General features: G+C 60.8%; 11 protein-coding genes. 3 read left to right on the top strand and 8 right to left on the bottom strand.

The annotated features are described in order from the left end of the window. Positions 1–224: 224 nt before the first annotated feature. The 3 genes from MRY75_RS01785 to MRY75_RS01775 all read right to left on the bottom strand — a co-directional run bounded on the left by MRY75_RS01785 (position 225) and on the right by MRY75_RS01775 (position 2,561). The gene (locus MRY75_RS01785; RefSeq protein WP_292305433.1) at positions 225–860 is read right to left on the bottom strand and encodes a methyl-accepting chemotaxis protein; all 636 of its coding nucleotides are present in this window, start codon (positions 858–860) and stop codon (positions 225–227) included. Positions 861–863: 3 nt separating this feature from the next. Continuing rightward, positions 864–1,559, bottom strand: a complete 696-nt coding sequence (locus tag MRY75_RS01780; protein WP_292305432.1) for a PAS domain-containing methyl-accepting chemotaxis protein — start codon at positions 1,557–1,559, stop codon at positions 864–866. Between the two features lie 108 nt (positions 1,560–1,667). After that, complete coding sequence (locus MRY75_RS01775) at positions 1,668–2,561, bottom strand: LysR family transcriptional regulator (RefSeq protein ID WP_292305431.1); 894 nt, start codon at positions 2,559–2,561, stop codon at positions 1,668–1,670. 105 nt (positions 2,562–2,666) lie between these two features. On the opposite strand from MRY75_RS01775, the gene MRY75_RS01770 reads away from it, so the two are divergent. From MRY75_RS01770 to MRY75_RS01760, 3 genes are read left to right on the top strand one after another with little or no spacing between them, the layout of a single operon-like run. Then, complete coding sequence (locus MRY75_RS01770; RefSeq protein WP_292305430.1) at positions 2,667–3,692, top strand: D-cysteine desulfhydrase; 1,026 nt, start codon at positions 2,667–2,669, stop codon at positions 3,690–3,692. Between the two features lie 6 nt (positions 3,693–3,698). Then, positions 3,699–4,901: an aminotransferase class I/II-fold pyridoxal phosphate-dependent enzyme gene (locus tag MRY75_RS01765; protein ID WP_292305429.1), complete on the top strand. Its 1,203-nt coding sequence runs from the start codon at positions 3,699–3,701 to the stop codon at positions 4,899–4,901. Beyond that, positions 4,901–5,608, top strand: a complete 708-nt coding sequence (locus tag MRY75_RS01760; RefSeq protein WP_292305428.1) for an amino acid racemase — start codon at positions 4,901–4,903, stop codon at positions 5,606–5,608. Before MRY75_RS01765 ends, MRY75_RS01760 begins: the two co-directional genes overlap by 1 nt. Positions 5,609–5,613: 5 nt before the next feature. Here the strand turns inward: MRY75_RS01760 and urtE are convergent, their stop codons facing one another. From urtE to urtA, 5 genes are all read right to left on the bottom strand, one after another. Continuing rightward, positions 5,614–6,321, bottom strand: a complete 708-nt coding sequence (gene urtE, locus MRY75_RS01755; RefSeq protein WP_292305427.1) for an urea ABC transporter ATP-binding subunit UrtE — start codon at positions 6,319–6,321, stop codon at positions 5,614–5,616. Continuing rightward, positions 6,311–7,051 (bottom strand): urea ABC transporter ATP-binding protein UrtD, encoded by a 741-nt coding sequence (urtD, locus tag MRY75_RS01750; RefSeq protein ID WP_292305426.1) that lies wholly within the window; start codon positions 7,049–7,051, stop codon positions 6,311–6,313. Before urtD ends, urtE begins: the two co-directional genes overlap by 11 nt. Then, positions 7,048–8,301, bottom strand: a complete 1,254-nt coding sequence (gene urtC, locus MRY75_RS01745; RefSeq protein WP_292305425.1) for an urea ABC transporter permease subunit UrtC — start codon at positions 8,299–8,301, stop codon at positions 7,048–7,050. Before urtC ends, urtD begins: the two co-directional genes overlap by 4 nt. Positions 8,302–8,304: 3 nt before the next feature. Next, a complete protein-coding gene (urtB, locus tag MRY75_RS01740) occupies positions 8,305–10,263 on the bottom strand; it encodes an urea ABC transporter permease subunit UrtB (RefSeq protein WP_292305424.1) in 1,959 nt (652 codons plus the stop codon). Between the two features lie 87 nt (positions 10,264–10,350). Further along, complete coding sequence (gene urtA / locus MRY75_RS01735) at positions 10,351–11,637, bottom strand: urea ABC transporter substrate-binding protein (RefSeq protein ID WP_292305423.1); 1,287 nt, start codon at positions 11,635–11,637, stop codon at positions 10,351–10,353. Positions 11,638–11,890: the final 253 nt, after the last annotated feature.

Raw genomic sequence — 11,890 nt, 5'->3', positions numbered from 1 at the left:
GCCATTTGGGACTGGTCACGATGGCGACGCGAACATCAAATCAACGCCGCCATCGCGCATCATAAATCTCGACTCAAAGTGCAACTGTAGTACTAAGGCGCGAAATTACGCCCCGCTCTGCAAGGAATTTGCTCCGCTGCACCGGACAGTTCCTCGCGCCACGCAGCATGTCACGCAACTCTTCGATTTCCGCTGTGTGCCAGTCAATCAGGCTGCGCGGGATCTCAGGCCTCGATCTTGAAGGTCGAGGTCTCCGATGACAGCACGTTCGATACATCGGAAAGCCGTTTGCAGGCAGATGTTGTTTCAGTCGCCATCTGGGCGTTTTCCTGTGTCATGTGCTCCATGTGACCGACCGCTTCGTTGATCTGCGACAGGGCGGCTGACTGGCTTGTGATGCCTTCTGCAATTCGTCCGACGGAGGTGCTCAAAGTCTCGATGCCCTCAAAGAAGACACCCAGATCAGATCCGACCCGGTTCGCCAGGGACACCCCGTTCGACACGTGGTTTTCGCTTTCGGAAATCAGTCCGGCAATCTCGCGCGCAGAGTCGGAACTGCGTTGGGCCAACTGCCGCACTTCGGTTGCCACAACGGCAAATCCGCGACCCGCTGCCCCTGCGCGTGCCGCTTCGATCGCCGCGTTGAGTGCGAGAAGATTGGTCTGGACGGCAATGGACTCGATTGTGTTGACGATCTTGGAGATGCGACCGGACGACGTCTGGATCAGCTCCATGGCCTGCACCATCTCCTCGACCAGTTTGGTGTTGCTTTCGGCCTTTCCGCCTGTCGCCTTTGCGATGTTGTCTGCCGAAGTCGCTTCTTCGACGGCGCTACGCACCGTGCTATTGAGTTGGCTCACAGCCTATGCTGTCTGGCTCAGGGCCGAGGCCTGCGAGGCGCTGCGGCTAGACAGTTCCTCGGAAGAGGCGTTCATGCTCTGTTCGATTGTCTTGACAGCGGCGGTGACGGAGGACACCCGCCCCAAAAGGGCAGTCCAGTCTTCGGAGGTCCGATTGAAGGCGGTACCGACAAGGGCCAGGTCAGGCTGGTCGCTGATCTTGATGCGGTATGTCAGATCACCCTGACGCAGATGATCGAGGCCCTTGGCAAGGTCCTGGATCGCCTCTTGCCGCGCCGTGATATCCGTTGCTACCTTGACGATGCGTGTGACGTTGCCATGCACGTCAAAGACAGGCGCATAGGTCGCCTGAATCCAGATTGTCCGCCCGGTGCGTGTTCGGCGGGGGAATTGATCGGTGAAGGTCTCGCCCGACCTGAGGTACTGCCAGAACTTGGCGTATGCGCTGCTGCGTGCATATTCCGGGTCCACAAAGATCCGATGATGATTTCCAATCACAGCCTCGGCCCGATACTCAAGCGCCGCTAAAAAATTATCATTTGCGTGCAGGATGATGCCATCCACCGTGAAATGAATCACAGCCTGCGTGCGTTCCACCATCGCGAGCAACGCGATTTGACTTTCGTCCATCGTAGTTTCGGGATTTAAATCCAACATACTTTTTTCCCTTTTACAGCTGTGCATCAATACGACAGGCACCCGGTCGCATTTAGCGAATCGATTGAAAAATCAACGTTTTTACCGAAAGATATAGCGGCGTTTACAGTGGTTGATGCCGGACACCCTATTCGGGTGGGGAATCTTTTTTCAGGACGATGCCGTCAGACGGATCCACGCATCCAAGGTCGCCGGATTGGACGTGCCGGACCAACGCTGCGCCACGATGTCCATTCCAACCCACCCTAGAAGGTCGTCGAGGCGGGTCAGATCGCCACGTGCGAGGTCAGGATGCGCCAAGGCCGCAGGCACCCAGGCCACGCCAAGCCCGGATTGGGACAATTGCAGCGCCGCGGTCGACAGGCCGGTTTCCGTGACGACGCTGATCCGGCAGGTGCCTTCCAGCGCGGGCAGGATGTGTCGGCTCACGGCCGCACCCAGAAACACGTCCGTCGGATACCCGATGATCCGCAAGGTGCCTCCGTGAAAACCGGCGATGAGGTCGTCGGCATAGGCGCTGCCGCAGACGGGGATCAGCGTTTCCTCTCCAATCACGGCTTCGAGCAGGAAAGACGCCGGCTCCATCACGGGCTCCGACTTGATCCTGTAGGTCAGCGAAATCTCGGCCTGTCTGCGGATCAACAGCGTTTCGCACTCGTCCCGGTTGGCCGACCGCAGTCGGATATGCGTTCGGCTGGGTTCCGCCACTGAATTGATGATCTGCGTGCCCATGGACGTCGTGATCGCGTGCTGACTGGCAATCACCAATTGCCGCAGACCTGTGCGTTGCTCCTGCCGCATGTCGGACAGCATCTGGCGCAATTCGATTGCGAGTTTGCGCAGCTCGGCCTCGCGATCGCGGAGCACCCGAGAGGGGCCACTGGGTTTGACGCTGCGGTCGATCAGCTCGATGCCCAGAACCTCTTCCAGCACTTTGATGCGGCGGGAAAAGGCGGGCTGTGTTACGTTGCGCAGGCGGGCAGCGTCGGCGACACCGCCGCTGTCGAGAAGCGCCACGAGGTCTTCGATCCAGTCTATCCGCATGGAGGGCCTCTTTATGCGTAACGCGCATAATAACGCCGGTTTTTCTATTTGACGAGGCCGGTACCATGCAGAATTGATACGGCAACCCAATCAAAGGACGTTGCGATGCACTTTTCCCGATTCCCCCGCGTACACCTTGCCCATCTGCCAACGGCTCTAGAACCTATGGATCGCCTGTCAAAGGAACTTGGCGGTCCCCGCATCTGGATCAAGCGCGATGATTGCACCGGCATGTCCACCGGCGGCAACAAGACCCGCAAGCTCGAATTCCTGATGGCCGAGGCGCAGGCGCAGGGGGCCGATCTGGTCATCACCCAAGGTGCCACGCAATCGAACCACGCACGCCAGACCGCGGCCTGTGCCGCGAAGCTGGGCATGGATTGCCACATCCTTCTCGAGGATCGCACCGGATCGAACGATCCGAACTACAATCTGAACGGCAACGTGTTCCTTGACTTCCTGCACGGCGCGACGGCGGAAAAGCGTCCCGGCTCGGGTCTCGACATGAATGCCGAAATGGAAGCGGTGGCCGAGAAATTCCGCGCGGAAGGTCGCAATGTCTACACCATCCCCGGCGGTGGATCGAACCCGACCGGCGCGCTGGGCTACGCCAATGCTGCGATGGAACTGGTGACGCAGGCCAACAACATGGGTCTCAAGATCGACCGCATCGTTCACGCCACAGGCAGCGCGGGCACACAGGCCGGGCTGATCGTCGGTCTCAAGGCGATCAACGCGAACATCCCGCTTCTGGGCATCGGTGTGCGCGCGCCGAAGCCCAAGCAGGAAGAGAATGTCTTCAACCTCGCCGTCAAGACCGCCGAAAAGCTGGGTTGCCCCGGTGTGGTCAAGCGCGAGGATGTCGAGGCGAACACCGATTACGTCGGCGAAGGCTACGGCATCCCGACCAAGGAAGGCTTGGCTGCTATCGAGATGTTCGCCCGTCTGGAAGGCATCCTGCTTGATCCGGTCTATTCCGGCAAAGGCGCTGCCGGCATGATCGACCTTATCCGCAAGGGCGCGTTCGCGGGCGATGAGAACATCGTCTTCGTCCATACCGGCGGCGGTGTCGCGCTCTTCGGCTACACGGCAGCCTTCGACTATGACGCGCCGACCATGGCCGCCGAGTAATCGCACATGCAGCCGTTCACGGGCAGTTTCACCCAGCAGGAGCCGATTGCAGATGACGCAATCGCGGCGGCTGTCGAGGTGCTGCGCAGCGGACGGCTGCATCGCTACAACACGGTTGGTGACGAACTCGGCCCGGTGGCCGAGCTAGAAAAGGCGTATGCCGCCTATCAGGCCGCTGCGTACTGTCTCGCCTGCACCTCGGGTGGGTACGCCATGTCCACCGCCCTGCGCGCGCTGGGCATTGTCGTGGGCGACAGGGTTCTGACCAATGCCTTCACACTTGCCCCCGTTCCCGGCGCGATTGCCGCCGTCGGGGCCGAGGCCGTGCTGGTCGAGATCACACCCGATCTGGTGATTGATCTGGACGATCTGGACTCCAAGATCACAGACAGCGCGCCAAAGGCCATGCTCCTGTCCAACATGCGCGGGCACCTCTGCGACATGGAGGCGTTGATGGCGGTGCTCAACCATCATGGTGTGCCACTGATCGAAGACTGCGCCCACACCATGGGCGCGTCGTGGAACGGGCGCAAATCCGGCAGCTTCGGCATCGCCGGGTGTTTCTCGACCCAGACCTACAAGCATATGAACAGCGGCGAAGGCGGGTTCCTCACATCAGATGATCCCGAATTAATGGCCCGCGCGATCATGCTGTCGGGCTCGTACATGCTCTATGACCGGCACGGCGCGGCACCGTCCTCGGACGTGTTCACCGACATCCGCCTTGACACGCCCAACATGTCGGGCCGGATGGACAACCTGCGCGCGGCAATCCTGCTGCCTCAATTGGCCACGTTAGAGACGAATATCGACCGCTGGAACGATCGGCACGATCTCATCGCCAACCGCCTGCGCGAAGTTGCCGGGGTCTACGTCCCCAACCGTCCTTCGCAGGAACGCTATGTCGGATCGTCCTTCCAGTTCCTGATGCCTGACGTCAGTACAGAAACGGTCCAGCAAGTGGTCGCCGGGGCAAAGGCGCTGGGCGTCGAACTCAAATGGTTCGGCGCTGCAAGCCCGGTCGGGTTCACCTCGAACCACAAAAGCTGGCGCTACGTGACACCTCAGGATCTGCCGCGAACCGACGCGATCCTTTCCGGTCTTCTGGACATGCGCATCCCGCTGACCTTCAGCCTCGAGGATTGCGCCCATGTCGCGGACATCATCGTGCATGCGGTCGGACAAGCCCTGCAGAAAGGAGCAGCCTGATGCGGAAAATCGGTGTGCTGGGGGGCATGGGGCCAGAGGCCACGATCTACTTCATGCAGCAGGTCGTCGATGCCGTCGAAGCCCGTGACGACGCCGATCATATCCCGCTCTTGGTCGACAACAACACGCAGGTGCCCTCCCGCATCAAGGCCATCCTCGAAGGGGGCGGCGCCGATCCTGCGCCCGTTCTGGTGCAGATGGCCAAGGGTCTTGTCGCTGCGGGGGCCGAGGCGCTCGTGATGCCGTGCAACACGGCCCATTACTATGCCGGGCAGGTGGCCCAAGCCACCGATGCGCCATTCCTGAACATGGTCGACATGGCCAGTGCCGAGGCAGCGCGCATCGCACCCGGTGGCAAGGTAGGGCTTCTGGGCTCACCCGCCCTGCAGCAGGTCGGCGTTTTCGAAGACGCCCTGTCCCGCGTCGGTGTCAGCCCGGTCTACGCACGCGAACAAAGCCGCGCTTTGGCCGCTATCCGGTCGATCAAGGCCCAGGGTCCGTCAGAATTCGCAGCGCACAGCCTGTCGGACATCTGCGCCCAGATGGTTGCGGATGGGGCTGATGTGATCTGCATCTGCTGCACCGAGTTTTCGCTCCTGTCCAGGCAGATCGCCAGTTCAGTGCAGATCTATGACGCGATGCAGCTTCTGGTGTCGGCCACGGTGACGTTTTCCCGAGGCGAAGAGCAGGTGGTCGGCGCAGCCTGAGCGGATCAGACCGACACGCCTGCCAGCAGCGCGTCCCGATCCAGATCCGCCTTCGCGCCGCTCATCTTCACCGCGCCGCGCTCCAGCACGTAGAACCGGTCGCCGAGGTCGTAAGCAAAGCTGAAATACTGCTCGACCAGAACAATCGCCATCTCCGCCTGTTCGCGCAGCAGCGCGATCACCCGGCCAATCTGCTGGATGATATTGGGCTGGATGCCCTCGGTCGGCTCGTCCAGAAGCAGCAGCTTCGGCTTGGTGATCAGCGCGCGCGCGATCGCCAACTGTTGCTGTTGCCCACCCGACAGGTCGCCTCCACGCCGGTGCAGGAACTGCTTGAGGATCGGGAACAGATCGAAAATGTGGTCGGGTATGTGATGCTCTGTCTTGGGCAGGCAGGCAAACCCGGTCTCGAGGTTCTCGCGCACGGTCAGAAGCGGAAAGATGTCCCGCCCTTGCGGCACATAGGCGACGCCCTTCTGCGCCAGCGCATGCGCCGACGCGTGATCTATCGTTTCGCCGTTCAGCGACAGCGTGCCACCCGAATAGGCATGGGTGCCGGAAATCGCCTTGAGCAGGCTTGTCTTGCCGACCCCGTTTGTACCCATCACGCAGGTGATCTCGCCCTTTCGGGCCGCCATGTCGATCCCGTTCAGGATCTGGCTTCCGCCATAATGCAGCGTCAGGCGTTCGGTTTTCAGGACTTCATCGGCCAAGATACACCTCGATCACCTGTTCGTTCTTCGTCACATGGTCCAGCGACCCTTCGGCCAGAACCGACCCCTCGTGCAACACCGTCACCTTGCAGTTTAGGCGGCGCACGAATTCCATGTCATGCTCCACCACGACAACCGCTCGGGTTTTTGCCGCCTCGCGCAGGATGTCTGTGGTATGCTCCCGCTCTGCAGGCGTCATCCCCGCGGCGGGCTCATCGACAAGCAGCAACCGAGGCTCCTGCGCCAGCAGCATCCCGATCTCGAGCCATTGCTTCTGCCCGTGGCTCAATTCGCCCGATTTACGGTGCAGCGCACCCGACAGGCCGATCTGTTCGGCAAGGTCCGCAACCTTGTGATTGTCTTCTGCCGACGGCTTGAAGAACAGCACCGCCAATGGCCCGCGCGTCTTTTTCAGCGCCATCATCAGATTGTCGAAAACGCTCTGATCCTCGAACACCGTGGGGCGCTGAAACTTCCGTCCGACACCGGCCTGCGCGATCTTGCTTTCCGACATCTTGAGCAGCGACACGCTCTTGTCGCCATAGATGACCCGTCCTTCATCGGGCTTGGTCTTCCCGGTGATGATGTCCATGAACGTGGTCTTGCCCGCACCGTTCGGCCCGATCACCGCGCGCAATTCGCGTTCTGCGATCTGGAACGACAGGTTGTTGATCGCCTTGAACCCGTCAAAGGACACCGACACGCCCGACACTTCGAGAAGAGTGCTCATTTCTCGGCCTCCTGTTCGCGAAGGGACCCCTGATCCGGACCAAGCGATGCACCATGCCGGTTCGGGCTCTTGCGTTCCGTGATCAGGTCAATCAGGCCACCGATGCCTTTGGGCGCATAGAGCGTCACCGCGACAAACGACAGACCAAGCAACACCGTCCACCAGTCCACCCAACTGATCGTGTAGACCCCAAGATTGATATCGGGCGCCTGCCCGCCGGTGAACCATGTGGAGACAAGCGACACAAAGGCCGCACCAATGACCGCGCCATAGAGCCTGCCGCGCCCGCCAATGGCCACCCATACGGCAAGGTAGATCGACGCGATGGGCGCAATCTCGGCCGGGTTGATGATGCCCGCCTGCGGATAATAAAGCGCACCCGCAATGCCCGCGATCACAGCGGTCAGAGTAAAGATCACCAGCTTGAACGCCTCGACCGGGTAACCCAGAAAACGCACCCGCGCTTCGTCATCGCGGATGGCGCGGATCACCGATCCGAACTTGCCCGACACAATCCACGCGCAGAGCACATACCCCAGACCAAGCGCCAGCGCCGAGGCCCAGAAGAACCACAGCGACACGGTTGCTTGAGGCACATCATCCAATCCCGGCAGGTTCTGCAGCCCAGACAGCCCGTTGTTGCCGCGCAACCCGCTGTCGTTCTGGAACAGGTGCAGCGACAGCGCGAGGGTCATCGCCTGTGTCAGGATCGAAAGGTAAACACCCGTGACCCGGCTGCGGAATGCCAGCCAGCCGAACACCAGCGCCAGCAGCCCCGGTACGATGACCACTGCGGCCAGTTGCAGCGGCAGGGAATGCGCAAAGGCCCAGATCGGCGGAAACTCGGACGACCCGACCACGCCGAAGATCTGCGTCGCAATCCCGTCCGACACTTCCTGCGGCGTCGGCGGCAGCGGCGCTGCGGCAAGGCTTTCCAGAACGATGATCTCGGTCCGGGCATACATCAGCCACATGCCGATCGCGTAGCCGCCAAGCCCAAAAAACGCCATGTGCCCCAGCGACAGGATCCCGCAATAGCCCCAGACAAGGTCCATCGCCAAAGCCACAAGACACAGGCACAGCGTCTTGCCCAGCGTCTTGATGAAGCTGGTCGAGATCACACCGATCCCGAACCCTTCGGACAGGATTGTCACACCAACGGTGAACAGCGCGAGAATGGCGAGAAAGATCATCACCGACGGAAAGCGCAGCGCAAAAGGCTGGCGACGGGGAAGGGCTGCATCAGTCATGATTTACGCCTCCGCCGCGCGGCCCTTGAGGGCGATGATGCCCTTCGGCCGGAACTGGATGAAGAGGATGATGAACAGGATCATGTAGGTCTGTGCCGCCAGCGTGTTGGACGGGTTGAACCACTCGATCCCTTTCTGCAGGAAGCCCACCATCGTGGCGCCCAGCAGCGTGCCCCAGATGTTGCCGACACCCCCTACAACAACCGTCATGAAGGACTGCACAATGTAGTCGCTGCCCATCTCCGAGGTGACCTTGGCGTAAAGCCCGATGGCAACACCGGCGATGCCCGCGATGCCGGACCCAAAGCCGAAGGTCAGCATGTTGATCTTGTCGGGATTGATCCCCATCGACGCCGCCATGCGCGGGTTCTGGGTCACGGCGCGCACCTCGAGGCCCAGCCGGGTGCGGTTCATCACGAAGAGGAACAGCGCGAGGAACAGCAGCGCCAGCACGAAGATCGCGATGCGGATATAGCTGATCGACACGATGTCGTTGATCACCAAAGACCCGTCCAGCCAACCGGGGGCCGTCAAAGGCCGGGCCTGCGTGCCAAAGATGTTCTTGGCGATCTGCTGCAAAGCGATGGAGATGCCGAAGGTGGCGAGCAGCGTCTCCAAAGGGCGGTGATAGAGCCAGCGGATCACGAGTCGCTCCATCGCGACCCCCGCACCGAAGGTCACGGCAAAGGCCAGCGGGATCGCGACCAGAATGGACAGCGTGTAGTCCGGGATGAAAAGCTGCACGACATAGCCCGTGTAGGCACCCATCATGATGAACTCGCCATGCGCCATGTTGATGACGCCCATCACACCGAACGTGATGGCCAGGCCGATGGCGGCAAGGAAATAGATCGACGCCAAAGACAGCGCGTCCAGCGACAGGTCGAACATCTGGTTGATCGCGACTTTGTTCTCGATGGCGTTCAGCGCAGCCTTCGCCGCGAACACCACCTCGGGCGGGGCACCGACATAGCGTTCAAAGAACACATGATTGGCAAGACGCTGGTCAACCTCGGCCTCGGTCGCAACAGCTGTCACCGTGCCCTGTTCCGCCAGCGCCGCATAGGCCATGTCGCGCGCGTCCTGGCTGTTCAGCGTGGCCACTTGGATACCTGCGACCTGTCCATCCGCGATATTCGCGATCAGCGCGTTGCGCTGGTCCTCGACGCTGATGCGCGGCTTGGCAAGGTCCGCTGCAACAAGAAGCGCATAGGCATCGTCGCGGCTGAGCGTGTCTGATCCCGGTTCAAGCACACGGCCAATGTCGTCATCGCTGGGAAGTGCCTCGGCGGCCTCGACGCGCACCGCCAAAAGCGGGTTCAGTGCGGCCCGCACGTCGACGCCCAGATCACCGTCAAAACTCTGGATCGCCTCGATCCGTTCTGCCTCCGTTGCGCCATAGGCAATCGTCAGCAACCGCTCCAACCGCTGCTTTCGGGCAAGGATCTGCGGGTCGGTCTCCGTCGGAAGGCTGGCGCGCAGGGCGGCAAGGTGGCTTTCCTCGGCTCCGCGTTCAATCGCGTCCAAAGCGCGCTGTCGGGTGTCCGGATCAGGGTCGCTCAGTTGGAACTGCACCAGCGCGGTCCCGATCAGACCCCGGATGCCCGAATTCGGCTTGAGCTGTTCGAAACCCTCATCCGGAACGTCGCCGATCAGGCTGCCATCGGCAAAGTCGAAGATGCGCAGCGTGTCGCGATCGACTTCTTCGGCATAAACGAACAGGCCTGTCTCGGTATTCACCCACATCTCGCGAAGCTGCCACTTGTCGAGCACAACCTGCGCCGCAGGCAACCCGCTGTTTGCGAGCGCATCAATGGCAGGCCCAATGGTCCGTCGCGAGCTTTCGACGATCAGATCGCTTTGGGACTGGAGCAGTTGTTGGATCGGGGCATCGGCCTGTTGGGATGAGGCGGGCAGGCTCAGCGTCAGGCATGCAAGAAGGGTGGCGGCAAAGCGCAGCATCGGAACATCCGTTTCGGTTGGTGCGTGAGGGCACACACCCTACGGGAAAAGGTGCGGTGCGTGGTGTTCCACGCACCGCTTTGTGGCTTAGTAGTTCGACTTGATCTGCACGCAGGTCGAGGTCGCGGTGTTGTACATACCGCAGCCAAGGTCTTTCCAATCCGACTTGAGAACTGCCGATTCCGGCAGGAAGTCGGTCCATGCGTCACCCGGAACCGGATCGGTCTGGCTGATGATGTCGAACTGGCCGTCTGCCTGAATTTCACCGATCAGGACCGGCTTGGTCAGGTGATGGTTCGGCAGCATCACGGCGGTGCCGCCGGTCAGGTTCGGGAATTCCTGACCGTACATCGCGGTACGGACAGCATCCACATCGGTGGTGCCGGCGTCGGTCACGGCGTTCACCCACATGTTGAAGCCGATGTAATGCGCTTCCATCGGGTCGTTGGTCACGCGGTCGTCACCCATGCGGGCTTTCCAAGCGGTGACCCACTCTTCGTTGGCAGGCGTGTCTGCGGACTGGAAATAGTTCCAAGCAGCAAGGTGGCCGACAAGGTTCGTGGTGTCGAGGCCGGACAGTTCTTCTTCACCGACCGAGAACGCAACGACGGGGATGTCATCGGCAGAAATGCCAGCAGCCGCCAGTTCCTTGTAGAAACCGATGTTCGCGTCGCCGTTGATCGTCGAGATCACGCCGACCTTCTTGCCGTCTGCGCCAAGCGCCACAACGTCGGCCACGATCTTGGACCAGTCGGAATGACCGAAGGGTGTGTAGTTCACGAAGATGTCTTCTTCCGCGATCCCTTTGTCCTTCAGATAGGCCTCGAGGATGTTGTTCGTGGTGCGCGGGTAGACATAGTCGGTGCCGAGCAGGGCGAACTTTTCGACGCCCAGTTCTTCAAGGAAGTAATCGGTGGCCGGGATCGCCTGCTGGTTCGGCGCGGCACCGGTGTAGAACACGTTTTTGGAGCTTTCTTCGCCCTCATACTGCACCGGGTAGAACATCAGGCCGTTGAGCTCTTCCAGAACGGGCAGTGCGGATTTGCGCGAGACCGAGGTCCATGCGCCGAAGATCACGTCGACTTCCTGAACCGACAGAAGCTCGCGTGCCTTTTCCGCAAAGAGCGGCCAGTCGGATGCCGGGTCCACGACAACGGCTTCAAGCTGACAGCCCAGCAGACCACCCTTTTCGTTCTGGATGTCCACCAGCATTTCCATCGTGTCTTTCAGGGTCGTTTCGGAGATGGCCATCGTGCCGGACAGAGAGTGCAGGACACCGACCTTGATCGGGCAGCTGACATCCTGCGCCAACGCGGGAAGGGTGGAAACCAGAAGTGCGGCAGCCGCTGTTGTGCTGAGAAATTTCATCGACATTATGCAAACGTCCTTTGTACGTTTTGCGCCGCGAAGGTTGCCAAGAGCAGTCCAAGGCCCCAGATATCGCCAACGCAAGTCTATTGCGGAGTGCGGTGGAGCCTGGAGTTGAACGGCCGGTTCCATCGCACGTTACCAGCTGAAGTTGCGCATCAGCCGCCGGTATCTAGGCCGCAGATCTCAGGGCGAGGAAATGTGTCGTTAACCGGGATAGCGATCTCCGGCGATTTCGCACAAGTTTTACGCGGTATTT

The sequence above is a fragment of the Marivita sp. genome (assembly GCF_022763305.1).
Classification (GTDB): Bacteria; Pseudomonadota; Alphaproteobacteria; order Rhodobacterales; family Rhodobacteraceae; genus Marivita.
This window is presented reverse-complemented; position numbering and strand designations above follow the sequence as displayed.

Excerpts from the sequence above, each read along its gene's own strand:
- MRY75_RS01760 (WP_292305428.1), top strand. The coding sequence starts at position 4,901 with ATGCGGAAAATCGGTGTGCTGGGGGGCATGGGGCCAGAGGCCACGATC.
- urtD (WP_292305426.1), bottom strand. The coding sequence starts at position 7,051 with ATGAGCACTCTTCTCGAAGTGTCGGGCGTGTCGGTGTCCTTTGACGGG.
- urtC (WP_292305425.1), bottom strand. The coding sequence starts at position 8,301 with ATGACTGATGCAGCCCTTCCCCGTCGCCAGCCTTTTGCGCTGCGCTTT.
- urtB (WP_292305424.1), bottom strand. The coding sequence starts at position 10,263 with ATGCTGCGCTTTGCCGCCACCCTTCTTGCATGCCTGACGCTGAGCCTG.
- MRY75_RS01765 (WP_292305429.1), top strand. The coding sequence starts at position 3,699 with ATGCAGCCGTTCACGGGCAGTTTCACCCAGCAGGAGCCGATTGCAGAT.
- MRY75_RS01770 (WP_292305430.1), top strand. The coding sequence starts at position 2,667 with ATGCACTTTTCCCGATTCCCCCGCGTACACCTTGCCCATCTGCCAACG.
- urtA (WP_292305423.1), bottom strand. The coding sequence starts at position 11,637 with ATGTCGATGAAATTTCTCAGCACAACAGCGGCTGCCGCACTTCTGGTT.
- MRY75_RS01775 (WP_292305431.1), bottom strand. The coding sequence starts at position 2,561 with ATGCGGATAGACTGGATCGAAGACCTCGTGGCGCTTCTCGACAGCGGC.